The organism is Nocardia sp. JCM 38205 (assembly GCF_058222935.1).
In genome coordinates this window covers 38,230-63,509 of record NZ_JBYHFL010000013.1, presented here as the reverse complement: position 1 = coordinate 63,509, position 25,280 = coordinate 38,230, and the positions used below count along the sequence as shown (strand labels likewise).

The 25,280-nt window shown below is 60.0% G+C and carries 22 protein-coding genes and 1 pseudogene; 5 read left to right on the top strand and 18 right to left on the bottom strand.

The window, feature by feature from the left end; all coding sequences use genetic code 11:
• Positions 1-173: 173 nt before the first annotated feature.
• Positions 174-854 carry a TetR/AcrR family transcriptional regulator gene (locus AC4HOU_RS28815; protein ID WP_014349823.1) on the top strand — a complete coding sequence of 227 codons (681 nt, stop codon included), beginning with the start codon at positions 174-176 and terminating at the stop codon, positions 852-854.
• Positions 855-1,339: 485 nt separating this feature from the next.
• On the opposite strand, the gene AC4HOU_RS28810 is transcribed toward AC4HOU_RS28815, so the two are convergent.
• Genes AC4HOU_RS28810 through AC4HOU_RS28800 form a run of 3 tightly spaced genes read right to left on the bottom strand, consistent with a single transcriptional unit; the run spans position 1,340 to position 4,121 of the window.
• A complete protein-coding gene (locus tag AC4HOU_RS28810) occupies positions 1,340-2,380 on the bottom strand; it encodes a BtrH N-terminal domain-containing protein (protein ID WP_014349822.1) in 1,041 nt (346 codons plus the stop codon).
• Positions 2,374-3,552, bottom strand: a complete 1,179-nt coding sequence (locus tag AC4HOU_RS28805) for a cytochrome P450 (RefSeq protein ID WP_178128353.1) — start codon at positions 3,550-3,552, stop codon at positions 2,374-2,376. The genes AC4HOU_RS28810 and AC4HOU_RS28805 overlap by 7 nt, the downstream gene beginning before the upstream one ends.
• Positions 3,553-3,590: 38 nt before the next feature.
• Positions 3,591-4,121: a PaaI family thioesterase gene (locus AC4HOU_RS28800; protein ID WP_048833156.1), complete on the bottom strand. Its 531-nt coding sequence runs from the start codon at positions 4,119-4,121 to the stop codon at positions 3,591-3,593.
• A 220-nt stretch (positions 4,122-4,341) separates the two neighbouring features.
• On the opposite strand from AC4HOU_RS28800, the gene AC4HOU_RS28795 reads away from it, so the two are divergent.
• On the top strand, positions 4,342-4,998 hold the full coding sequence (locus AC4HOU_RS28795; protein WP_171048474.1) for a TetR/AcrR family transcriptional regulator: 657 nt from the start codon (positions 4,342-4,344) through the stop codon (positions 4,996-4,998).
• 470 nt (positions 4,999-5,468) lie between these two features.
• On the opposite strand, the gene AC4HOU_RS28790 is transcribed toward AC4HOU_RS28795, so the two are convergent.
• The 5 genes from AC4HOU_RS28790 to AC4HOU_RS28770 form a co-directional block, all read right to left on the bottom strand.
• Positions 5,469-6,212 (bottom strand): TetR/AcrR family transcriptional regulator, encoded by a 744-nt coding sequence (locus AC4HOU_RS28790; RefSeq protein ID WP_014349818.1) that lies wholly within the window; start codon positions 6,210-6,212, stop codon positions 5,469-5,471.
• 106 nt (positions 6,213-6,318) lie between these two features.
• On the bottom strand, positions 6,319-7,350 hold the full coding sequence (locus AC4HOU_RS28785; RefSeq protein ID WP_014349817.1) for a ferredoxin--NADP reductase: 1,032 nt from the start codon (positions 7,348-7,350) through the stop codon (positions 6,319-6,321).
• 45 nt (positions 7,351-7,395) lie between these two features.
• Positions 7,396-8,253, bottom strand: a complete 858-nt coding sequence (locus tag AC4HOU_RS28780; RefSeq protein WP_014349816.1) for an SDR family NAD(P)-dependent oxidoreductase — start codon at positions 8,251-8,253, stop codon at positions 7,396-7,398.
• Positions 8,250-9,848, bottom strand: coding sequence for a flavin-containing monooxygenase (locus AC4HOU_RS28775; protein ID WP_048833154.1), 1,599 nt, complete (start codon positions 9,846-9,848; stop codon positions 8,250-8,252). Before AC4HOU_RS28775 ends, AC4HOU_RS28780 begins: the two co-directional genes overlap by 4 nt.
• A 198-nt stretch (positions 9,849-10,046) precedes the next feature.
• Positions 10,047-11,033: an AurF N-oxygenase family protein gene (locus tag AC4HOU_RS28770; protein ID WP_014349814.1), complete on the bottom strand. Its 987-nt coding sequence runs from the start codon at positions 11,031-11,033 to the stop codon at positions 10,047-10,049.
• A 256-nt stretch (positions 11,034-11,289) separates the two neighbouring features.
• Between AC4HOU_RS28770 and AC4HOU_RS28765 the strand changes: the two genes are divergently transcribed.
• The 3 genes and pseudogenes from AC4HOU_RS28765 to AC4HOU_RS28755 all read left to right on the top strand — a co-directional run.
• Positions 11,290-11,625, top strand: coding sequence for a DUF4873 domain-containing protein (locus tag AC4HOU_RS28765; protein ID WP_014349813.1), 336 nt, complete (start codon positions 11,290-11,292; stop codon positions 11,623-11,625).
• A gap of 54 nt (positions 11,626-11,679) precedes the next feature.
• Positions 11,680-13,317, top strand: coding sequence for an MFS transporter (locus AC4HOU_RS28760; protein WP_048833152.1), 1,638 nt, complete (start codon positions 11,680-11,682; stop codon positions 13,315-13,317).
• Between the two features lie 182 nt (positions 13,318-13,499).
• Positions 13,500-14,558, top strand: a pseudogene (locus AC4HOU_RS28755) (integrase core domain-containing protein); the annotation flags it as partial.
• Positions 14,559-15,085: 527 nt separating this feature from the next.
• Here AC4HOU_RS28755 and AC4HOU_RS28750 read toward each other — a convergent pair.
• The 10 genes from AC4HOU_RS28750 to AC4HOU_RS28705 all read right to left on the bottom strand — a co-directional run bounded on the left by AC4HOU_RS28750 (position 15,086) and on the right by AC4HOU_RS28705 (position 24,637).
• Positions 15,086-15,919 carry an alpha/beta fold hydrolase gene (locus AC4HOU_RS28750; RefSeq protein ID WP_158430140.1) on the bottom strand — a complete coding sequence of 278 codons (834 nt, stop codon included), beginning with the start codon at positions 15,917-15,919 and terminating at the stop codon, positions 15,086-15,088.
• 105 nt (positions 15,920-16,024) lie between these two features.
• Entirely contained in the window at positions 16,025-16,660 is a 636-nt protein-coding gene (locus AC4HOU_RS28745) for a hypothetical protein (protein WP_178128354.1), read from the bottom strand.
• Between the two features lie 32 nt (positions 16,661-16,692).
• Positions 16,693-17,649 carry an MlaD family protein gene (locus AC4HOU_RS28740; RefSeq protein WP_014349808.1) on the bottom strand — a complete coding sequence of 319 codons (957 nt, stop codon included), beginning with the start codon at positions 17,647-17,649 and terminating at the stop codon, positions 16,693-16,695.
• On the bottom strand, positions 17,646-18,650 hold the full coding sequence (locus tag AC4HOU_RS28735; RefSeq protein ID WP_148280838.1) for an MlaD family protein: 1,005 nt from the start codon (positions 18,648-18,650) through the stop codon (positions 17,646-17,648). The genes AC4HOU_RS28740 and AC4HOU_RS28735 overlap by 4 nt, the downstream gene beginning before the upstream one ends.
• Before the next feature lie 77 nt (positions 18,651-18,727).
• Entirely contained in the window at positions 18,728-19,831 is a 1,104-nt protein-coding gene (locus AC4HOU_RS28730; RefSeq protein WP_127516261.1) for an MlaD family protein, read from the bottom strand.
• 2 nt (positions 19,832-19,833) lie between these two features.
• Positions 19,834-20,796 (bottom strand): MlaD family protein, encoded by a 963-nt coding sequence (locus tag AC4HOU_RS28725; protein WP_048833144.1) that lies wholly within the window; start codon positions 20,794-20,796, stop codon positions 19,834-19,836.
• A 65-nt stretch (positions 20,797-20,861) separates the two neighbouring features.
• Positions 20,862-21,881 carry an MlaD family protein gene (locus AC4HOU_RS28720; protein ID WP_014349805.1) on the bottom strand — a complete coding sequence of 340 codons (1,020 nt, stop codon included), beginning with the start codon at positions 21,879-21,881 and terminating at the stop codon, positions 20,862-20,864.
• Positions 21,878-22,927, bottom strand: a complete 1,050-nt coding sequence (locus tag AC4HOU_RS28715) for an MlaD family protein (protein WP_081505339.1) — start codon at positions 22,925-22,927, stop codon at positions 21,878-21,880. The genes AC4HOU_RS28720 and AC4HOU_RS28715 overlap by 4 nt, the downstream gene beginning before the upstream one ends.
• Positions 22,928-22,933: 6 nt before the next feature.
• A complete protein-coding gene (locus tag AC4HOU_RS28710; RefSeq protein WP_036542649.1) occupies positions 22,934-23,800 on the bottom strand; it encodes an MlaE family ABC transporter permease in 867 nt (288 codons plus the stop codon).
• Positions 23,801-24,637, bottom strand: a complete 837-nt coding sequence (locus AC4HOU_RS28705) for an MlaE family ABC transporter permease (protein ID WP_036542646.1) — start codon at positions 24,635-24,637, stop codon at positions 23,801-23,803.
• Between the last annotated feature and the right edge of the window lie 643 nt (positions 24,638-25,280).

Sequence of the window (25,280 nt, the reverse complement as noted above, 5' to 3'; positions counted from 1 at the left end):
GGTCCAGCGGGCGATCTCGACCGTGTCCGTTCCGGGTCTGGTCACCGGCACCTCCCAACGTTAAAGACTACCAGTCTCGGTGCGAGACCGTCAGTATCATAATGGTCGGGGTGTGGGATGATGTCCACACATTCGCACGATTTGAACGACACGAACCGGAGGAGCGCGCGGCCATGACCGACCGGGATCCCGCAGTGACCGACCCGCTCACCACCGCCGAGGAGCAGGCCGATCCGCGGCTGGCGCGCTCACGCAACCGGTTGCTCGACGCGGCCACCCATCTGCTGTCGACCGGTGGTGTCGAAGCGGTCACCGTCGAGGCGGTCACCCGCGTGTCGAAAGTCGCTCGCGCCACCCTCTACCGGCATTTCGGCAGCACCACCCAGCTGCTCGCGGCGACTTTCGAACGATTGCTTCCCCAGGTCGACGCACCGACCGGCACCGGGCCCGTGCGTGAGCAGCTCCTGGCGCTGCTCACCACCCAGGCCGACCTCATCGAACAAGCCCCGGTACAGATGACCACCCTGGCCTGGCTGGCGATGGGATCTATCGGCGAGGACCACCCCGACCCGGCCGCCGTCACCTCACTACGCGCCCGCGTCATCGAGCAATACCGCCACCCGTTCGACCAGATACTCACCAGCCCCGACGCCCGCGCGATGCTCGGCGAGCTCGACACCACCTTCGCCATCATCGAACTCCTCGGCCCGATCGTGTTCGCCCGCCTCACCGGACTACGCACCATCGACCACGACGACTGCGCCCGACTCGTCGACAACTTCCTCACCGCCCACCGAAAGTGCCCGGCCGAAAACGGGCCGTCCGGCAGTGAGGGTGTTCGAGCGCCTTCCTGACCTGCGCATCACTGAGCAGCCACTGCCACACCAACTTTGCGAATGCCGAGCCCAAAGCAATCGACCGGCCCCGAGCACCGTCGCAGTGCGGACGCTTTCACACAGGCGACCCCGCCGCTGACGTGGCCGGGTTCAAAGGCGGCGGCGTCCATGGGTATCGGCGTCCAAATGCCCGACACGACCAGGCGCGCAAGCGCAGTGGTCGCGACGACCGTGATGGTTTCCAGCCGTGTCTCCCAGCGGACGCGACTGTCCCGGTCGGTGCAGGATTTTGCGCCCTATTATGCCTGTCGCTCTGCTATATCGCGCGGGTCCAGAGCGGATTGGTCGGTGACATCGACCAGGAGCTGGGAGTTCATCGCTTCAATGGTGACGTCGTCGGCCCGGTCCCGGGCCACCGCCTGGGGCTACCCCATCCCCCACAGGCGCACTTCACCACCGGTCTCGAAGCCGTAGCGGATGTACCTGTCTGCAGACAAGCTGGTTCAGAGTGAGTTGGCGGCGGCGGCGAGAAGATCTGCCAAGGTTTCCTCCAACTCTGGCAGCACGGCGGCATGCCGGGCTACCTGAACCGAGCGTCGCGATGGGGTTTCATCGGAGACGGCGATATGGGCGAGCCTCGTCCAAGACTGTGCGGCCAGCCGTGCTGCGCGTGCGGCCGCGTGAACCTTCGGATTGCGCGTGTAATCGGCGAGATCGACGCACCCTTGAGCGATGAGGCGTCGAAACAGACCGCCTCCGGTACCCGCTTTTTCGATGAAGGCAGCGAGTGACCTGAGCACAGCCTCGAGGTCTTCGTCTCCGAAGATGTCGGGCCAACGGGAGACGTCTTCAGCGAAGCGGCGAACGCCGTCGAGCCCGGTGCCGGAGACACCGTTCGAGGCCGGCGCGGCAATCGAACTGGGGCCCCCATGTTTCAGGGTTGCCGCCGATTGTTCGAGCGCTGCGGCAGCCATGGACGGGAGGTCAGGCACGTCGGAGGGCCAATCGACTATGTACGTGGCGTGGCGTGTGGGTGTCGGGAACCCCGTGGAGGCTCGTGCCCGTGCCAATGCGTCATACGACACCGTCTGGATCTCATCGCGGTCGTTGTCGACGATATACGCCTCGCGAGCCTCGTCATCATAGCCGACGATAACGATGTCGTGGCGGCTCATGCGCAGTCGTACCCGCAGGTATGGGAGTTCAGCGATGTCGGCCCAGACCATGACGGGCCGTCCGGAGTCCAGTTCGGTCCTCACCCATTTCCAACCGAGGTCGGGATCCTCGGTCTGACGTAGTTCGGTCTTCGCACCGAGGCGCCTCAACAGGTCGACCTCCAAATCCCCACCACGCCCCACCAGGTATATCGGAGGATTGATCGCATCGGCGCGCAGGTAAGCGAAATCGAGTGCGCCGCCGAGTGTGAACACGAGTCCTTCGCTCAGCTCGCCGTCCCAGCCAAGCCCGGCCCAGGACATAAGATCGCGCAACGCACCCGAACCACAATGGCCGCCCTTCAGGTGCGGGTAAGGCTGGATCAGCATCCGGTGACCACCTTCAGACTCGACAGCCCGCGAAAGGACAACCCCGTACGCCAGCGAGGTTGTTCGACGAGCCTAAGACCGGGAAAACGCGCCGTGAGGAGTGGGAACAGTACGGCTCCTTCGAGCCGCGCCAACGGCGCGCCAAGACAAAAGTGAATGCCGGCACCGAACGATAGCGGCGGGGTCCCGGTTCGGGTGATATCGAGGCTATCGGGGTCGCAGAATCGGTCCGGGTCTCGGTTGGCCGCCCCGAGCAAGGTCAATACAACCTGGCCAGGATCCAGGTCGACTCCTGCCACCCGTGTTGGCTCGAGCACCGTGCGCCCATTGGTCTGGACCGGCGAGTCGTAACGCAACAATTCTTCGACGGCGTTGCTCGCCAGATCGGGCCTGGCCCGCAATAGGTCCATTTGGCTGGGATGGGCGAGCAGTGCAGCAACGCCGTTACCGATGAGGTTTGTGGTGGTTTCGAACCCTGCCGCGAACAACAGTATCGCGGTGCCAACGCATTCGTCGTCGTCCAAGACGTCGTCGCCATGCGCCACGGCGAGACGGCTGAGCAGGTCGTCGTCCGGGTGGGCGCGTTTGGCCGCCAGGAGGTCTGTGAAGTACGTTGCGAGTTGGTCTTCCGCTTCACACGCGGCAGTCAGCGCCGCGGCGTCCGCGCTGGGCTCGAGCGAGGCGACCAGGGCGCGTACCAGAGGAGCGGCCACGGCTCGATCGGTCACTGGCACTCCAAGAAGATCGCCTATTACATTCACGGGCAGCGGGAGGGCGAGATCGCTGATGATATCGGCGGAACCCTGGTCCTCGATGACATCGATCAGATCACGGATCTGCGTGACAACGCGGCCTCGCAACTCGTCGATGTGCCGAGGGGTGAAAACGTCAGCGACCAGCCGACGCAGCCGGTGGTGGTCAGGCGGGTTGCGGAACAGCATGGTGCGCCGGAATCGATGCATAGCCTGACGTTGCAACTCTTCGGGAATCTCCGACAAGCCGAATCCCAGCGACTCGTCGGCCTTGCCGAGGCTACGGTTACGGAGCGCAGCTGCGCAGTCGTCGTAGCGACTCAGTACCAGGACCCCCGATCGCGTGACAAGCACGGGCTGAGTCTCGCGCAAGCGTCGGAACGCCTCGTAGGGGCCGGCTGAGCCGTGATCGGTCAGCAAGACGTCGAGGAGTAGTTCCCTCTCAGTTGGTCCAGCAGTCACGCCTGCCTCCGAGCCTTCGCCCGCGACTGCAGGAAGTGTTCGGCCTCGACCACGATGAACACGGCGGTTGCCGTAGTGACCGAGCGCCCTTCTAGATCCTCCATCCTGGCCGCGAGATTCAACTTACGGCCATGCCGCGACCGTACCTCGGCGTGCAGCGTGTAGGGGGTATCGAGCAGTACCGGGGCGAGATAATCCATGTCGAGATTCCGGGTCACGGCGAGTTCGCCGACCGTGTACAGCAAGAAGCCGAACAGGTCGTCGATGACGGTCGCCACCGCGCCACCGTGCGCGATCCCCGGCGCTCCGACATGACGCTGGTCGAAAAGATGGTGAGCAACGACGCCGCCCTCGCAACGCCGCACCGATAGGGAATGTCCGTGCGGGTTGGCCGGCCCACAACCAAGACAGTCGGGATGGTGCGGCGGCAACTCTGGCGATCCGGATTCCAGGAGCCGGAACGAGCGCACCCAGTCCTCCACGCCTGGGTCAGACAACCTACTGACCGCATCCGAAGCCTTGTCCATGGCCAGACCTCTCTGTCGACTAACGCGCGCCCAACATCAGACTCGAGCAGGACCGCGATACAACTACATTGGAGACAATCAGAACCATTTTGTCAACAATTGATCAGATCTCCGCTGCTTGTCGCGCATAGCTCGCGATCAAGCAACGCGCGGACATGACGAAGTGTCCGGGAGTTTGTCCACTCATGAACAAAACCCACGTTCTGTTACCATCCGAGGGGTGGTGGAAGAATCGGTGAGGCTGTCGTTCAGGCGACACCTCCGCGAGGCAGCAATCCGCGCCGCCCGCGCCCTGACGGTCGAGAAGGGCTGGGAACGTGTACGATTCGGCGAGGTAGCCGGTCTGATCGGAGTATCACGCGCCACGCTGTATCGAGAGTTCGGCGACAAGCAAGGGCTTGGAGATGCACTCGTTCTGCACGAAGCGGAGCAATTCCTGACCGGGATCGAGGATTTGCTTGCTTCCAACCGCAGCGCGTTGCCTGAATCGATCCGAGCGATAGTTCGCTACACGCTCGACGAGGCTGCAACCAGCCCCTTACTCAAAGCCGTCCTGACTACACCCGGTAGCGGCCCGCGCGATGAAACCGGCGTCCTCCCCCTGTTGACAACCTCTGCCTCCATGCTTCAACTCGCGTCCGAGCGACTGGTCACCGCGTTCCTCCACCACTACCCCACCATCGACGCCAATGACGTGGCCGACGCAGTCGATGCGCTCATTCGATTGACGATCAGCCATCTCGTACTACCGGCCAGCGACAGCGCCGAAACGGCACGCCGGATCTCCGAGATTGCCCTACGTTATCTCGGGGTGGGCTCTGCGGGTCTCAGACCAGATGCCTCAGCTGCATGCCACAACGCGGTACCGAGCCATTGAAGCAGCGGTACCCTCGTTTCCCTTGATTCCACAGCAGCAGGTTCAACGACAAGTAGGCGGCGACGTTCTCGAAACGTAGCTCGGACTCGGCCGGAGGAACGTCGAGCGCGAAGTGGTCGCCAGCGGTTGCGGGCGGTCTGAACCAAGTTCGCGTCGGATCCATCGATTCGGGTCCGCAGGTTCGCACGAAAGCAATCCCGAAAAATGACACATGAGCTGTCATGCACAAGCCGGGCAAGCCCAACCAGCTGCTGCGTTGGGTAGAGCAGCACCGACGACGCTGACGCACCGAGCAATCGATGCGGACCAGGCCGATCGGCGGTCGTCCCGCCCACCGGCGATGGCGCGACAACGGCATTGCTCACGGGTCTTTTGCCCCGCGGGGATGCAATCCGGCAGTGTCACCGCGCTATGGCAGATAAGCTCATCCCGCGTCGTCTTCGACCGGCGTTTGGCTCGAATTCGCTCAGCTAAGCCTCGATCAGTCCAATATTCTCAATCCGCAAAGTCGAATCCGGGTCTATCCGGATTCCACGAGCTCGCGCCGAGGAATCGATAATCCCCCAAATGATTGCGCTGAGATGCTCGACGAAAGCCTTTCTCGGCATAGCCGAGGTCGGATCGGATTGCGAGTTTATCCACCAATCCGTCGCGGAGAGGCTCGCCCCTACGATCGACTGCACCACCAAGTCTATGCCCGACGTGTCAGCCCCAGCGGTGTCCAAAACCGTGACGAAATGACCCGCAATGAAACCTGCCAGTTCACGTGCGTTCTCAAGAGCTGGATCCGATCCCGATGAATTGTCGCTAAAATGACTACGAACGAGAAACTGGAAGACGTTCTTGTGCTCGTCGACCAGCTGCGCGTATTGCTCGACGAGCTGATTCATCACACTTCGAATCGGATCGGATCCGAAATCAACGGTAGCAAGCACATTCGACCACATGAGTTCCTTCGCACGTTCGATAACAGCTGCACGAAGGCCCAGTTTGTCCTTGAAGTGGCGATACAGCTTGGGTTTTGTCGCACCCGCCTCCCGAGCGATGTCGTCCATGCTCGCGTCCGGACCGTACTTGCCGAAGGCACGGTACGCTGCGTCGACCAGTTCTGCTCGAACCAGGACCCGGTGCTCTTCCCATCGGCTCGAGCGTGCGTCAATTCGCCGAACCACCGAGCTACCGACCTCCCGAATCCGCTTTTGTGCGCCCGCCATCTGGCCGAGTATACGCTATCGGACAAGTGACCGATATCGCGGGCGGCGATTGCGCGCTGGATCGGGCGAGCATGAACGCCGTTACGGGGCCTGCGCGAACGCATGGTCAGTCGAATGTCACAGTCACCGAATTGGTGGCGGGTACCGACTGGCATGCCAGCCGATCACCTTCCTCGATATCATCATCATCGAGTACCTCGTTTACTCTCATCTCTATATCGCCGTCGATAACCTTGCACACACATGCACCGCATCCGCCTTCCCGGCAGGAATACGGAGGCGAGTACCCCTCGTTCAACAAGACCTCGACGAGGGTCAAATCTTTCGGCCATTCCAGCTCGGCGCGATCACCATCGAGATATACTACTAGACGGGCTTGTTCGTTCGTCATTGATTCCTTGACGTAGTTCTCCACGTCGAAGGGATCGGAGTGCAGAGATTGGAATACTTCTCGGTGTAGGTTCCGGTGCTGCACGCCGGCTTCGCGCGCCGCGTCTACCACCAAATCCATGAACGCCGCCGGCCCACACAAGAAATACATCCGATTTCGGTACTCACGGCAGATTTCAAGGATTGCGCTTCGGTCCGGTAGCCCACGCTCGCTCTCCAGCCACTCGATGAGAGTCAGTCGCTCGGGAAACTGCTTGGCGAGGTAACGGAGGTCTTCACCGAAGATGACGCTCTCGGCATGCTGGTTGGCATAGAAGAGAACGAGATGGCCGCCACCTTCGAGCAGAGCCGACTTGACGATGGATAACACCGGGGTGATTCCGCTACCAGCTGCGAACAGAACCATGTCCGCATCCAGGTCTTTCGGTGTGAAGTGCCCGGTGGGCGGCAGAACGGTTACCTCAGCGCCAACCTTGATGTTGTCGCACAGCCAGTTAGATCCGTACCCGCCCTCCGTGCGTTTCACTGTGACAGCTAGCGAGTCGTCTGCATGCGGGGAACTCGAGAGCGAATAGCATCTGGCCACATATTCCCCGTCGCCGGCTCCGGGAATACGCAACGTAAGAAACTGCCCGGGGTCGTAGGCAAATACGCCCAATTGCTGCTCGGGCACCTCGAACCAAATGGACACCGCATCCGCTGTTTCCTGCACTACACGGGAGACCGTGAGTTCACATGGCATGCTCATCTTCCAGGATATTCCTTCTCTATTATTCCGGCCCGTGGCCCAGATTCAACTGTCGCGCTTGACAAGGCCGTAACGACGGCCGATCGCATAGCCGACACGGGCCAGCGGAGCGTTCAGGTCCTGATACCTCGGCCCCACCGCGCGGGCGACGAAATCGAAACCCAGGGCATCGGGTCCGATAAGGACTCGAGGTTTGTTCCGTCGCACGCCCTTCAGGATCGTTTCGGCGGCGCTTTCCGGAGTGGTGAGCGCTATACGATCGAAACCGGCGACAATCTTCTCCTGATCACCCATCGCGCCGACACCTCGAGCTCCGCGCACAATATTTGTGCGAACACCACCCGGATGCACGCATGTTACGCCCACCGGTAGCCGGTTAATTCGCATCTCCTGGCGCAACGCCTCGGTAAAGCCTCGGACGGCGAATTTGGAAGCATTATATGCGCTCTGACTGGGAATGGCCATCAGTCCGAAGACACTCGACACGTTGACAACATGGCCGTCGCCCGAGTCGATCAGATCCGGAAGAAATAGTTTCGTGCCGTTCACGACTCCCCAGAAATTGATCGACATCAACCATTCGAAGTCGATCCATTGCATATCCAGTATGTCGGCGCCGAGTGCGACCCCGGCATTGTTGATTACCATACTGACCGAACCGAAGTCGCTGAGGACCTGACGACGATATTCCGTGAATGCGCTACGATCGGCCACATCGAGCTGATAGTGCTGGCATTCGACACCCAGCGCGGTACACATGGAGGCGGTTTCGCGGGCCCGTTCGCCGTCGATGTCGGCAATGGCCAGCCGCGCGCCCTCGCCGGCGAGTCGAATTGCAACTGCACGGCCGATTCCTGAACCTGCCCCGGTTACCGAGACGACTCGGTCGCTGAACTCTCTCATCTCGGCAAGCTACCCTTCTTGATCGAATTCGGAAGGAGGTCGCCGCTTTGATCACCTGTCGACTCGCCGACCAACGCGAAATCAGAGTCCGCGACATTGCGGGTACGCCGCCAATACTGCCAGGTGAAACCTGGCCAGACCGTCCGATTGACACCCTGTGCATCGAGGTACCAACTGGTGCACCCCCCGCTGCTCCAGACCCCGTTCACCAATTTCCGCTGGATGTCCGAGTTGAATTCCCGCTGAACGGGTTCACGCACCTCGAGCGCAGCTGCGCCACGTTGCTTCGCGAGCCGAATCGCGCCGATGATGTACCTGATCTGGCATTCGATCATGAATACCACCGAGTTGTGACCGAGCCCGGTGTTGGGGCCGAGCAGGAAGAACAAGTTCGGGAAACCTGCGGTGGTGATGCCGAGATGGGTTTGAATCCCTTCGTCCGACCATACGGAGGAGAGTTCACGACCGGACGCACCCTTGAGCCGGAGGTGGTCGAACCCGTCGGTTACGTGGAAACCGGTGGCATAGATGATCACGTCGACCGGACGCTTGTCACCGGACTGGGATATGATGGCGTCCTCGGTGATCTCGGCGATCCCGTCGGTGATGACGGATGTAGTGGGCCGATTCAGCGCTGGGTAGTAGTCACTGGAACCGAGGATTCTTTTGCACCCGATGCGATACGTGGGGGTGAGCTTCTTGCGCAGCGCGGGATCATCTATTCCCCGCGCTATGTTCCACTTGGCGACACTCTCGAGCGGACGCATGAAATTGATATGTCCGTTCAGTCCTATCGACAGTGACTCCGCTGACCAGTAGATGGCAGTCCGGAGGGCTTTGGCGAGGATCGGCGCCCTCGTGAGCAGGGCTTGGATCACCTTCGGGACCTTGACGTTCCTACGGGGCAGTACCCACGCCGGCGTCCGCTGGTATAGATGCAGTTCATCGGCTACCTTGGCAATTTCCGGAACGAATTGGATTGCGCTCGCACCCGTCCCGATAACAGCGACCTTCTTGCCATCCAATGTGCAGTCATGATCCCACTGCGCCGAGTGAAATGCTGCACCAGCGAACTTCTTCTGCCCCTTGATCTGGGGGATATTCGGTATATGGAGTGCGCCTACGCCTGAAACCAGGAATCGGGCGACGTACTCGTTGCCGTCGGAGGTCGCAACATGCCACGCGGAATCACTAGGATCCCAGTATCCGGATTGCAAGGCCCGCCCGAAATGCGTGCGGCTATAGAGATCGTACTTGCGTGCGAGACTCAGGAGATACTGCTGAATTTCATCCTGTCCTGCCCACAAGTGACTCCAATCCGGCTTGGGCTCGAAAGAGTACGAGTACATGTGAGAAGGGACATCGCAGGCACAGCCCGGATATGTATTGTCGCGCCAGGTTCCGCCGATTTCGGAATCCTTCTCGATTATCAAGAAGTCATTCATTCCCGATTTCAGCAGTTGAATCGCCATTCCCATGCCGGAGAATCCGCTCCCGACGATGAGGACCTCTGTTGTGTGCACCCTCTCGCTCGCTGCACGACCTCCCGAACCATTGGTCTTTCCCGTGTATTTGGCAGAACGGTTATTACTCATCGATTTCCTCTGAACGTTGGCTCACGTGCGGTACAGGTGGCCACAAATTTTCGATAGCTACTCAGCTACTGCGGATATGTCGGACCGGCGGCAGGACCGAGGAGTTCGCGGGATTCGACGAGTGCCCGCCGCAACATATCACGGCGCGACTTGCGCTCAGCAATATGCGTGGTGCTGTTCACGCCGGTCCGAGTCTGTTCACCGCCGGGCGATATCGTCGGGGAGGCTCCTCGTCAGGCGCCAAAGGAACATGGTGAAGCGACCTTCCATCATTCCTGCCTCATCGAAGAATCGGATCATCGGCTCGGACATGAACTGCAGGTTCTCCCGGTAGTGCGGGCCGAATTGGCAAGCGAGGAACCCCCGCAGAGGATGCACGCCGACAGCACGGTACAGCTTGGGATTGATCAAGATCGGGTAGGACAGGTTCGCGACAACTGCGAGGACGCCGCGGTGCCATGCCCGCGAGATCCGGCCTCGCGACCGCATACCCTCGACAAGCTCGGAGCGCGCGAACGTGATGTGGCGGGCCTCCTCGAGCACGTGAATTTTCATCAACTGCCGGACCTGCGGTTGTAGGCGTTCGTCGTTCATCGCTTCACGCTGTGCCCGATCGAGAATCTCCTCGATCAGCAAGGTCGCGCCCTGGATCGAGGGCCCGAGCGGGACGAAATGCAGGATCTTCGCCAGCGACAGAAACCCTGGCGGAAGCTTGTAGGGCGGGATCCCCGTTTTGGCGATCAGACGCGCGAACATTGTGGAATGGCGGCTCTCGTCGCCAACCTCGGCAAGTGCGTATAGGGCCTTGTTATCGACGAGATCACCCGTCGTGTTCAGCCGTAGCAACGCCATACTCAGCAAATTCTCGGCGTAGATCCCGAAGCTGAGGATGCTCACCAACTCATGTTTGCCCAGGTCGATCTTCTGTTCCTCGGAAAGCCGGTTCCACAGACCGGTGCCGTAGAGGGACAGGCGATGCTCGGGGAACCACGCCTTATCCGGCAACCACGGACTATCCCAGTCGATGTCGACTTCGGCGTCGTAGAACTTCTCTACGGAAGTCTTGAGCAGTCGTCCGGCCGATCGTTGCAGGTCAATGGGTCGCCGACCGCTCACGCGCGCCATACCGTCGGTGGTTACGGCAATCTGCCCGTTGGTCTCGGCCCTGACGTCACTGGTCGTCATCTGTCGCTCCTTTGAGACTCGATCGATGACTCTGCATCGATACATCCAGTCCGGATCAACGTCCGGTGGCAGTAACCCGGTATCCGCTCAAGAGTGCAATACGGGCAGTAGCGGATACTTGGGGTATGAGGTAACTTTGACCCCGGCGGCGCGGCTTGTCAAGGGCCGGCCCCGATCCCGACGCCGGGCTACTTGGCCCCAGTGCCGGGCGATCCGATCGCTGGCGTCGACTATCGACCAAACGGAGGAGTTCACAGTGAAGTCTCAGAGTCCGCACGATGCCTCTGACTACATCGGGCCGGCCACAGTGGTGATCGCAACCGACGACGTCGAGGTGCAAGTCGAACTGCGCGGCTATTTCCAACCCATCGACGGCCGCTTCAGCTGGTACGGGCGCATCCGCCAGAACGACGAACTCGACAATCTGTTAGGGGGACGCCGACGTTCCGTGCTGATCCGGACCAGTACGGGCGAGGCGCCGGCGACCATCGGCGATCGTGACTTCTGGGGCCGCTATCGAGTTCAGGGCAGAGGACGACCGCCCTATCACGTGCCGACGACGCTGGAGGAAGTAGAAGCTACGCAAAGCTGAGCCGTAGGACCTACGCGAATGCCGACGACGCCCCGAAGGGACCAGGATACCGACATGATCAGCTTTGGAGACCGGCTTCGCGACCGCAACTCCGCGGCTTGGACGCTGGCCATAACCTGTGCCGCAGTAGCATTGGTTGTTGCGGCCATGGCAGCGCTGTACACCGCTCTGCCTGCCCTTGCGCTCGACATCGGCGCAGATCAAAATGCTCTCACATGGATCGTCGACGGATACACGCTGGTCCTCGCCTGCTTGGTTTTGCCCGCTGGCGCGATCGGCGATCGGTATGGGCGCCGACGCGTTCTAATCGTCGGCCTGGCGGTCTTCGCGGCCGCTTCAGTTGTGCCTGTATTTCTCGATACTCCTGCGGCACTCATTGCCTCCCGGGCCTTGGCGGGCGCAGGAGCAGCTTTCGTCATGCCGGCGACCCTCTCGCTTCTGACAAGCAACCTCCCAGTGGAGAAGCGGTCGTACGCGGTCGGAGTCTGGGCCGGGATCGCCGGCTCGGGTGGCGTGATCGGCATGGTGGGATCCGGTCTGCTTCTTACCCAGTGGTCGTGGCATTCGATCTTCGTCGGTCTGACCGTCGTCGCACTACTACTGCTGGTTCTGGCCTTCACCGTGCCTGATTCACAGGACGCCGAACTCCCGCCGTTCGATCTTTTCGGCATGTTCTGGGTCGTGCTCGCCATCGGCACGTCGGTGTTCGCGGTCATCGAGGGTCCGTCGCGCGGCTGGACGGATGTCCGGGTTCTTGTCGCAGGTGCGGCGGGAGTAATCGGCACCGTGGCATTTATCCTCACCGAGGTGCGTGCCGAGCACCCGCTACTGGACGTGAGCCTGTTCCGCCGCCGGGGCTTCTCGAGCGGCGCGCTATCGATAACCATCCAGTTCCTCGTGACTTTCGGTGTGATGTACCTACTGGTACAGCACTTCCAGCTCATCCTCGGGTTCGATGCCCTCGGCTCGGCGCTGGCGCTGGCGCCGATGGTCGTTCCGCTTATCGTGATGTCACTCGTGTCGCCGGCAATCGCTGCATGGGCGGGATTGCGGGTGACGACAGCGACCGGTCTTCTGACCATCGCCGTCGGCTTACTCGCCATCCTTCGCCTCGACACCGGTTCGTCGTACTTCGACGTTCTCTGGCCCCTGTTGATCATGAGCGCCGGGCTGGGCTTGTCGGCCGCCCCCGCGACCAACGCGATCATGCTCGACACACCGTTGGAGAAGCACGGGGTATCCGCTGCGGTCAACGACGCGACTCGCGAAGTCGGCGCGGCCATCGGCATTGCCGTCTCCGGTAGCATTTTGTCCGCGAGCTATACCTCGAGGATCAACGAAGTGCTGGACCGCCTTCCCGAGCCTGCGCGCGCTCCGGTCCGCAGTTCCCTGGCCGGTGCCCTCGAAGTCGCTGAGCGTGCCGGTAATGTAGGAAGGCCTCTCGCCGACTATGCGAAGGATGCCTTTTGGAGTGGGGTGGAACATTCGGCGCTCGCGCTGGCAGCGATCACCACAGCCGGGGTTCTGATCCTCGTCCCACTTTCCCCTCCACGAAAAGCCGCCGAAAGCGGTATCCGACGGCGCCGCCGACGTCACCTCCCCTGGCCTACACACGCCGCTCGAACCAGTCGATCGGATGCCCACGCCAATGACCGATCGATGGCATCAGTGCGGCGAACACTCGATCCATAGTCAGTTGCGTTGTCCCCCATGCATCGCATAGCGGCCCGTAGGTCGAATGGGCAGTGTCTGATCATCGAGGATAGGTAGGTTCAAGTGGTGCGCGCTTTGCGAATTCGTCTGACCTGACCCGATGACATTTGGTCCGGCGGCTGTGAGAGCATTGCCGCCCACGTAGTGGGCAGGAACGCTCGATGACTATGGCGACACGAAAAGGGCACACACCTCCACAGGCCGTGCGCAAGCTGAGCAAGGCCGTCCACCTGCTGGGCGAGAATAAGGAAGTCGCCGTCACTGCAGATCACCATGGCCACCTACTAACGGTGGCGCAACCAGTTCGGCGGGCTGAAGGCCGGCGACGGCAAACGGTTGAAGGGCCCCGAACGCGAACACTCCACTCTGAAAAGTCTTCTCGGCGAGGCGAAGCTAGAGAAAGCTGCATTGAACGAGATCGCCAAGGGAACCTTCTAGACCCGGAACGCCGGCGGGCGGCCGTGGCGCACCTGGTGCGGGTGCTCGGGGTCCGCGAAAGGTTCGCCTGCCGGTTACCGGCGAACATCGAAGTACACAACGGCGCGTTCGAACCACCGACACCAACGCACATCCCGATGCGGCTTTGCGTGAATGGCTGCGTGCCTGGACGAAACCCATCCACGGCAAGGATTCCGCCGCGCCTACCACGGCGCCCGCAGCGAGTGCTGGACAGTCAATCACAAGAAAATCCAACGCCTCTGGCGCGACGAGGGATTACGAGGGCCGCTGCGGCGCCGAAACGCCTGGAAACCACCACCACCACGACGGAGGCAAAGGCACCCAACCGTGTATGGGCAGTGGACTTCCGATTCGATGCCAGCGACGACGCACGCCCAGTCAAGATCGTCTCCATCGTCGATGAAACACACCCGCGAATGCTTGGGCCGGCTGGTGGAACGATCGATCACCGCCGACGGACTCATCAACGAATCGCTGTCGATCGCAGCTACCCCGCCGCCCTGCGCTGCGGCAACAGACCAATTTCGCGTGCCAGGCGACTGGGCGGCGGAACGGGTCTGCTCAGCGTTCGTCACACTAGCCGACCCTGCCGCAACGGCTACATTGTATGGTTCAGCCGCCGCCGACGCGACGAATGCCCCAACATCAACAGCTTCTGGTCGTTGGCCCAAGCCCGCGTCGTGATCAGCGACTGGAAGGAAGAATACAATCACCGCCGAAGAGATTCCGGCCTGGGCTGCAACGCCCCAGCCGGATACGCTACAACCCTGCATCCCCTACAACTGGTTCTCACACGCGGCGGACCGACTACCGGGTCCCGTCACCGCTTAGGATACTCCGACCCGGTCGGCGCAGAACTGGTTGCAGGGCAACCGAAATCATCTCCCGACCGTTGTCCAACCTAGAACCGGGGCGGCGGACCGATGATGGTGACCAGCATGTTCTGTAGCTCGGTACCTGCCGCCGGGCACAACCTTGAACAACAGCTTCGCCGAGACGTTCGACAACAAGGTTGCGAACCCGCGCGCCGGGCCGCAACCGCTGAAACAGCCAGCTGGAACCCGCATTGAAATCGGTGGCTTCAAAGCCGACCATAACTAGCGGCACCGGCAGCCGGCGCTGGACTATACGACATCGGCCCCAGCGCGCTGCGGCTGCACCCACTACCCTAACAGTCATCATCCGGCTGTTGAGAAAGGGCGTTCCGCGGTTCCCGGACCGATATCAAGCTCTGATAGCGAACTATTCGCCTATCGTTACCCTCAGCGCATGACGAATGTTAATGCCGCTATGCGACGGTTGCTTCGCGAATGCGCGCTTCCCGAGTCAATCCGAGGAGATGGACGGCCACCTCACCGCTGCGTTCGTAGGGCAGGTAGTGCCCAGCCTTTTCGAAGATGACCAAATGACTCCCGGGAATACGATGCCGAAGCGCACGCGAGTGATGAACGGGGGTCAGGCGGTCACGAGACCCGACCAGCACGACGACGCGACAGCTGAATCTGCCCAGCACGCCGTAACGTTTGTGAGAGAGTATCGAACGGGTCAGCTCCGCGACATTGCGAGAATTGCTCTTCGCGAGCTGCAGCACAGCACGGTTCATATCGTGCCGACGAGGACGCGCTCCGAATAGGATGCCTCGTGTCGACTGCCGCATCAGGAAAAGCGGCCGGGAAGGAATCCTGATATAGGGTAGCGCCTCCAGACCCAGCATTATCAGCCTTCGCCAGAATTTGCTGCGCAGCATATTTCCCAGAATATCGCCCGCCCCTGTCGACACCAACGCGACGCCGAGGATTCTCGGTCCGAGCACCTCACTGTGACGTTCAGCCAAGGCCATGAGAGTCATCCCTCCCATCGAATGACCACCCAATACGACCGGACCCGTAGGCACAGTTTCCGAAAGAATAGTCGCAAGATCGTCCGCAAGAATCTCGAGGCTGGCCGGAGCCGACTCCGAATCCCCGTGTCCCCGATGGTCGTAGGTGACGACGCGAATAGTCGGGTCCGCAGCGATCACAAGCTGAGCAACGTCCTCCCAACTCTCGTGCGACAACGCGAGTCCATGGGTCAAGACCATAGTCACTCGCGGGGTCTGCGAGCCCCATTCGGTGATCTGCAATGTCGGACCGTCGTCCCGTGTGAGAGCGAGTCGGCGGCAGGGAACACCCGCGCTGGAAATCGAAGTCATTATTCCAAGCTCCTCAACGTCGAAAAACCCCGGTGACTATTTGGCCGGGAGTGCCGAGTCGACACCACCGACATCTGTTACCTTCCAATCCAGATTCTTGTCAACTGTTACGGTATAGGTAACAGTCGTTTGCGCACCCTCCGGTATCTGCGCACTCTTCGATGTCACATTCAGGAACACATTGACGACATAGACACCCGATCGTTCGGAGCGCACTGTCGCCGCGATGGGAACTCCACTAGAACTCCACTTCAGTGGCAGCACAATTTCTTTCAGCTGCGGAGCAGTGGCATCGAACTTGTTTGCAAGAACGGGCGAGACGTTGGACTTCAAACCACGAACCCACTGGTCGAAATTCTGATAGTCGATATTCGAGGCTCCGACTGCATACTCAGACGCTACTTCTTCGGCGCGCTTCTCCGCGGCTACGACAGCGTCCCGATCTTTCAACTCGCTCCTAGCCGAGAGCCACAACGGAATCGAAACGGCCACCGCGACAACAAGGAGGGCTACTGCGGTTCCCAAGGCCAGAGAACGCAGGCTTATCGAGAACGACCTCTCCGACCCGCGTGCGCTCGAGCCACCCTTGACCGACGTCCGAGGCACACCCGCGTCAACCGGCTTTTCTTCCGCAGCTTCGCGGTCAGTATCATGAGAATCTTCTGTGGGCATAATCAGCTCCGGTGTCTCTCGTTCTTTCACATCTATTTGACGGCGATCCGCATTCGCAAAGCACCATCCCCCGTGACACTGAGTGCACGATCTATCAGGTCGCTTATGTTGATTTGCGCCATGGAGTTCGACGCGCTTTCCGCCAGTGGCTGTACCGCCGGGACCAGATCACGAAGATCGGGGCCGATCTCATTGATGTAAGACGTCACTTTATCAAGGAAGGGAATAAGTCCGTTTCCTTCGATATAGTCCCCGGGCATATTGCCGATTCGAGACAGTCGCGCCAGAGAGTCCGCGATGAGTGCGCCCCACGCTCCGGCTTCCTCCCACAGAGGGCCGGCGGCGGTCATCGACTCCTCGGCCCACTCCATATCAGCACCCATTGTTTGCAAATTCGTCAAGATATTACGGATTTCGGGTGACCTACTCAGAATCGTTTCCGAAAGCAGCGTTGTCGATGCCGCCAGACGCGGCATCACGGCTTCCGTTCCCGACAACGTCTGATCCAAGGTCTTGACGATATTGCTGATCGCCTGTGGGTTCAGTTGCTCGACCAGATGGGTGACAGTATGCGCCACATCAGGTATCGAGCGGGGTAGAACCACTTCAACCGCGTCGATACGCTGACCGTCGGCCAGGTAGGGCCCGGCATCAGTATCCGGTACGAACTCGATATAGGGCTCCCCCAACCCCGAAAGGTCCTCAACAGTAGCGCTGCCGGTCGCAGGAACCCTGTACTTGGGATCGAGACCCAGCACCAATTCGACACCACGCTCGGCCTTGTCGATAGAGTCGATCTCTCCTACCTTCACTCCTCTCAACAGGACCGGGGAACCGGGTAGCAAACTCCCGGTCCTCGGCAGCGCCATGGTCACAACAGTCCTGCCAGAAAACCAATCAACTCGAAGCACACCGAATGCTAGGTATGCGGTGCCCAAAACCAGCACGATTCCGATCGACACCAGGGATAGCACGGAACTCGACTTCATCGAACCACTCCGATCATCCGCAGCGACGCAAGAATACTGTCTATCCGATCGTCGTCCGATATGGGGCCGACGCCTTCAATGCCTACAATATTAACCTTCGGACCGCGCTCAACAAACGGAATAACCTTTTCGCGCAAAATGGCCACGGCTTTGTTCAAATTCGAGGGGGCGTTCAGATCAAGCGGGCGGCGAGTGAACAATAGCGGCACGAAGGCACGTGCGGCCTCATTGCCCGATTGCGCCAGGGGGCCGACCCACCGGAGAGATTCTGTGAGCAATTTGAATCCGTCGTACAACGTGATCAACCCGATCATGGAAGTCATCGAAGCAGCGGCCTGACTCACCCCCGACTCCGTCAGCAAATACTCCAATTCAGGGGTTCGACGCTGCACCACGTCCGTGTTCGCGCGCAGACCGTTCAGCATTGCGTCGACGGCATCCAGGTGGTTGGCCAGGTCAATGATATCCGCACCGACTACCTCGGATATCGAAGCAGTCTGCCGAGTGTCCATCGGCAGCACCCCGTTCACGCGGTTCATTATCTCCTGAGCCTGTTGAATCCCTCCTCCTTGGACGAAGGTCGCGAGTACGTTCATGGTGTCCTCAACCTGCAGCAGCGGCTTCGTCTTGTCCAATCCGATGGTGGCGCCCGGGGGAAGGGCATCCTGCGTGCCGGTCGGCGGAGTCATCAGCGCGATGGAGACATCGCCAAGTATCGTCGGCTGGCGGAGTTCAGCGGTGGTGCCGATCGGCAATCGAACCGACGCCATCAGGTCGACATCGACGGCAACATACCCGTCGTGGTCCTCGCCCGCGTCGACCAGTGACACATCGCGCACGACCCCTGCTCGCAGACCATCGACTGTAACCTTCGCTCGCGCTGGCAGATTCAAGGCGTCAGCGAACAGAATCCGGATACCGTACCGGTCTCCAGAAATTCCGGTCCCCGGAACGGGAACCTCCGCGGGATCGAATCCACATCCGGGAACTATGCACACCATTGCCACCGCGGCCGCAGCGATGAACCGACCACCACGCTCACGAGCAGATCGCGCCCATACGACTCGTCGCAGAACCATCACCGCGCACCTGCCGTCCCGAATATCAACGGAAGAACCGAAACCTTCTCCAACTCGTTCTCAGCGGACTTGCAGCTACCTGGCACGACACGCTCGATGGCCGCGCATACCCGCTCTGCGTCCGCCGGCGGCAGCTGAGCCACCGGCGCCGCGTAAGTCAGGATCGGTGAACCACCCTCCTGCGCCGTCGCCCTCTGAAAAGCCTGCACCAGCGGTGGCGTCAGGTCGATTATTTCTTGTACCGAGCCGATATTCGCACGGGCGAGACGCGCTAATGGGACTGTCGCGTTCAGCGCTTCGAGAATTTGGTCACCAAACATTGAAGTAATCTCGTTCAACCATGGCACAATGATCCGCAACGAATCGATAATCGACACGGTGCGCTCAAAGATGCCATGATCGATCACTTCGAGACCTGGAGCCAGACGAGTGATCATGGCCTTGATATCGCCCCATCCGCCGGCCATGCTGTCCGATAATGATCGCAGTGAGTCGATGAGCGCACCGATATGCCCGATAGCAGCATTGGGGGAATTGAGAGCACGACCCAACTTGAGGATCGTATCATTCATTTCAGGTCCTGTTCCGGATAATGCGGCATCTAAGGCCGCGAGCTCATCCGCAAGCCTTTCACGCTGTGTCGAATCATTTCCATCGGTGATCTCTGCAGCGAGGTTGCCCAGCGCATTCATAGTCTGCGACATGCTCTTTGGCGTCAGTGTACGGGTAATGCACTGTCCAGAATCCCATTCATGCTCGGCTTCGCTGTCATCGAGTAATGCAAGCGATCGGTCCGCGACGATTGTGTCGGATACGGTGGTAGCTGACACCTGACCGCGGGGCGAATGGCTTACCTCTACCTCGAATTCGACACGGACCATGTCACCATGAGGTTCGATACGCGTCACCGAGCCGACTCTGACCCCTCGCATGGTGACATGGTTCCCGGCGTACAAGCCGATTGCATCCGGCATATTCGCGCAATAGCTACGCATCCTCTTGGGAGGCTCGATGATCACGAAGTATCCGACGATCAGAATTGCACATACGACCGCGACACCGAGAACGGACATGAGACCCCGGGACGCCAAGAGCTTATTCATCGTCAGCACTCCTTTCCGGGGACCGGAATACACACCGACGGTACCTGGACAACTGTCGCGGATTGGTCGACCACGAGCCCATCCTTCGACGACGCGATCGGCTGGAGCCGCGCCAGTAGGTCGCGCGTATTCGTGACAACCTGTCCCATTTCTTCACCCAGACGTTCCAGCTCAGGGATGACGTCGGCCAGGGCTCGCGCAACGGATTGCAACCTGGATCGATACGCCGGCTCGAGGCCCGCGATACGCGCGAGAAGCTCGTCCATCAGCCGGACGGCTTCGTAGATCTCGGCCTTTTTGTCGAGGCCCACTGTCTCCATCAGATTGACGCTGTCGATCATTCCGCCGAGTGTCGCCTTCGACTCGTTGATCGCGCCGAGATACTCGTCCGCCATCGCGAGCGTGTCCGAAATGTCACGGTTCTGGCGGTCGAGGATGTCGACCAGAGATCCGAATGCCTCTGTTGCTCGGCGAATGCCGGACGGTCCACTGGCAATCGCAGCGTTCATGTTCGTCAAATTCTGCCGCAACGTATCGCCATCGATATCATCGATCGGCCGAATCGCGTCCTCAAAAGTCCGACCCAAGCTGTACGGAAGATGGACCCTCTCGGCGGGAATGGACGAGTGTAACGCAGAATTCCCCGCCGGCGTCACCGCGAGGTAGCGGCCGCCGATCAGTGTCAGCATACGGATATCGAGACTCGTCTGGTCACCGATGAAGATGTCGCTGTCGACGGTGAAGCTCATTCGAACGTTCCTTCGGCTCAGCTCGATGGACTTCACCGCACCAACCGGCACACCCGCGATTCGGACGTCATCGCCAACCTTGACCGAGCCCACTTCCGGCATTTCCGCCCAGTATGTGGACTCGTCGAAAGGTACTACGTAGACTACTACGCTCGCCGTCAAGACCGCTCCCATCACTGCGGCCCCGACGGCAGCCCAGCGCAATTCTCGGTCCATGCTTCGAAGGGGAGCACTCACCGTCTGCAACGCGGTACCCCCGCGAACACGGAATAGCTTACTGATCACCGCTCGCATATCGAGATCCTTTGCCCACTGATCAACACATGTAACGGCGCCGGAACTTCGGCGTTGCCGTTCGAGCAGTTACGATTGATGACCGGTCCATCGGCGGGAACCCACGCATTCAGTGTCTCGAGAACGGCCGGCAGCTTCCGCAGCACCTCGACCGCCTGTTCCGGGTCCGGAAATACTGCCCCCAACAGGGCATCGGCATCGGCGTTAGGTCCGGCCGTCAAGCCGAAGGCCTCGAGAAGGCCGTTCAATGGCGCGATCACGTCTGGTGCCATGAGGGCGAATTCGACAATTCCATCCACCTTGCTACGCAACGTGGACACAACCGAGGCCAGCTCCGAGACAAGTCGGACGAGATGCGAGGATCGGCCACCGATATGGTCGGATATCTCTTTGAGATTTCCGACCAGAACGGTGACTACCGCTTGCCTGTCCAGCGCATAGTTGGACAAGGCTTCGATAGAGTCGAGGACGGAACCGACGCCCGCTCCGTCTCCCTCGATGACAGCGATCATGTTCTCTGCGAACTTGTTCACCGCTTCGGGCGACAGCTCTGCGAGTACCGGTTGTAAGCCGTTGAATAAATCCGTAATGTCGAACGACGGGATCGTGTTGGCAATATCGATCTTATGTCCGGCCGTCAACTCCGCTGTGGTCGGCGATGATTGTTGAACATCGAGATATCGCTGTCCTACGAGGTTCTGATAGCGAATCGCCAGCACAGTGTTCTCGTAGATCGGGTGATTGCGCTGGACCGCAAATCCAACCACCGCTCGACCACTGGCATCCAAGGTAATCGATCGTACCTCGCCAACTCGAAGACCATCCATACGGACATCGTCGCCGGCCTTGAGGCCGTTCGCGTCGACGAATTCAGCCGAGAATTCTACCACGTCTCCAGATACGGGGCGTTGCACCGTCTGAACGATGATCGCGAGCAGCACAGTGATCACGACGGCAGACACGATAAGTTTTGCGCTGGTCGCCAGAAAACTTCGCTGTCTTGTCATCGGCCACCTCCGATGTTGGATGTCGGCGGAAGACCCGGCAAGAACGCGGTGAACGCTGGAACCATATCGAGAACCAACTCGATGTTCAGAATCGGACCGTCTGGAGTCGACGTGAATGATCGGTCTAGACGTGATAGGAGTTCAGTGAGCTGCATGCTCGAGGCGCCGGGGGTAGGTACCATTTTAGTGGCCGTTGACAGAACCGGAGCGAGCATAGCCGCATAGTCCGACAGATGACCCTGAGCCGCGAATAGAGTTTCCGCCAGCCCAGGAAAGAACTCCCGACCTACAGTATTGACTGTCGAATCGAACAGCTCACGATCTGTATTCAAGATCTCGATCGTGGTGAGCCGATTTATGAGGCCGACCGTACCGTCGATCATCGATGCAGTCCCGACTAGCATGGAACCGTATTGGTCCAGCAGCTGCGATATCGGCATCGTCTGGGTTTCAGCAATGTTCCGGCTGGATACAACGATTGCCTCCATGAGAGGTGTGAATTGCCGGGCTATTGTCGCGCCCCGTGTCAGGATCTCGGTCAATTCCGGGACGAGAATGTCTCCAGTTGCTTGAGCTACGCTGCGGATGAGAACACCCATCGTTGCGTCTCGTTGCCGGTCGGCTCGCGGCCCCGTCAAATCGACGATACTGCCATCCCGTAATGGAGCCCCACCATCACCTGGTTTCAGCGCAATTTCACTGATGCCGAACAAGTTCGATGGCGAGTAGTCGACGAACAGCCCGTCCGTGAGACCTGCCGATTCGGCGCTTTCCAGTCTGAGAATCAATTGTTTCGCCCCATCGTCCGATTCGATCGCCGAAACATCACCTATCTCGATACCGTCGAATCGAACGGGTGTTCCGACGGTGATTCCGTCGCCGATGGACTCGGTACGCAGCAGTACCACTATTCGATTATCATCCTGTAGGGCCATCACAACAGTCCAGGTCAAGGCTACTACGATCACTGTGATCACGGCGAGAACACCCAGCATGACCGATGACCGCTTCGATGTCGACACACCCGGCATTTCATAGCGAGACATCGTTTCTCACCCCGTAAATTCGATGGAGGAGTTGACGCCCCACAGGAGGAGGGTCAACACCATATCCAAACCGATGATTGCCACGAAGCTTGCTCGGACAGCACGTCCAGATGCGATTCCGACGCCTTCTGGCCCACCAACGGCGAAGAACCCATGATAGCTATGGATAAGAATCACAGCCGTCCCGAATACGAGAACCTTTATCACCGAGGCCGTCACATCCCAGCCGCTGATGAATTGATAAAAATAGTGATCGTAGACACCGGCGGCTTGGCCATGAAGTTGCACGATCACCGCGCGACAAGCGGCATAACTCAGGATCAAGGCGATCAAGAATGTCGGAATGATTGCCACGGCCCCGGCGATGACCCGGGTGGTCACAACGAACGGTATCGATCGCAGTCCAAGCGACTCGAGTGCATCGATCTCCTCGGAGATCCGCATAGCGCCGATTTGGGCCGTAATACGGCATCCGGCTTGTGCGGCGAACCCGACGCCCGCAGCAATCGGTGCAAGTTCCCGTGTATTGGCAAAGGCCGAAACGATGCCGGTCACCGGCCCCATGCTGATCAGGTTGAGAGTGGTGAAGGACTCTACACCGACCGAGCCTCCGATCACCAGACCGAGTACCACCAGCATCGGCACAGTTCCACCGCCGACGATAATGGACCCTTGGCCCCATGTCATATCCGTGATCACGCGCATAGTCTCGGCTCGATATCGCCTGATCGTGAACGGGATCGCGGACAGCGCCTCCCAAACGAACGCGAGTACGAAACCGATCGACTCCAGGGGCGCGATGCGCGCTCCGAACGGCGCTATTCTTCTCCTGAGCCTCGCCAGCCGAGGTGGAGTAACCTTTACCTCCGACATCTAGGCCAGCCTCGTCGGAAGGAACATCGACACCAGCTGAGTAATTATGAGGTTCGTGATGGCGATGGAAACTACGGAGAGAACTACAGCCGCGTTCACGCCATCCGCCACTCCGCGCGGACCGCCTTTTGCCTCGAGCCCCCGCTGGCACGCGATCACGACCACGATGAATCCGAACAGCACGGACTTGGCTATCGAGACACCGATGTCCGCGACAACGGTGAAAGAGCCGAACGTTCCCCAGTAGCTGCCGGGGGTCACTCCCTGGGGGCCGATTGCGACCGCATATCCAGCTATCACGCCCGTGAAGATGATCAAGATATTGAGCATCGGCGCGACGAAAACCATCGCCACCATCCGAGGAATAACGAGTCGGTGCAAGGGGCTGATGCCCATCGTTCGCATGGCATCGATTTCTTCGCGAATGTTACGTGCACCCAGATCCGCCGCGATTGCGGCCGCTCCGGCCGCACCCAGCAGCAGCCCTGTTGCCATGGGGGCGCCCTGTTTGATCACACCCAATCCACCAGCGGCACCGAGCAGGGAGTCCGCCCCGATTTGATGAATCAAGTTTCCGACCTGGACGGAAACGATGACACCGAAAGGCACGGCCATCAGGATGGCCGGAATCGCAGTAACGGTGATCAGATACCAAGCTTGATTCAGTGCCTCTCGCCACTGGAATCTCAAACGAACGATATCGCTTACTGCTCCCGCAGCCGACTCAGAAGCCATCTGCGTCGACCGGCCAAAAGTTCTGAGCGCCGACACTACGGTTTCGGAAAAGTTTTCCCTGAGCAACCTCGTCGACGTCGATAGCGCGCTACGTTCAGGCATTACCACAGATTCCCGTCCTAACCAAGAGTATCGCTCCGCAACGCAACTGGCGCGCCCGCTAGGAAAGTGTCGACGATCCGGCATAGCTCGTTCTCCGAATGATCGGAATGGCTTCGCCGGTATGACGTACCTCGTCGGGTCATTATCGAGCGCACCCTGCTCACGGCACCTCCTTGTGCACTACTGCAAGTACCAGATACTCAGGGTATGAGTATGTGGTGCTGCTCACGCAGTGTCAATAGAGGATTTCGATCGATCCCGGGACGCGCGAGCGACCCTCTGGCAACCGAGCGATATCGCCCCGGCGAAAGTCGGCCGATAGCAACCGCGACGTGCGACGACACCATCCACATGAGCAGTCTCGCCCATCTACGGCCGAGGAAAGTGCGGTTGTGGTGCAGGGGCGGGTTGGCAGGCATCGGCCACCGAAGATACTCCCTCGGTCACTACTCCGGCTGCACTTTGCTCCGCTTCCGTCGCTGGGTGGCGCCGTTTCGCACTGCCTGCTTCGGCATTGCCAGTCCACCCATAAGCCCTGATCGACGGGAATGATCGCGACCAGGCAGCTCCGGCAGATGAACCGCCCGGGTGTGGTGCCCACGCATTTCGGCGGAATGAAAGCGGTCTCTGCGAGGCTCGGAGC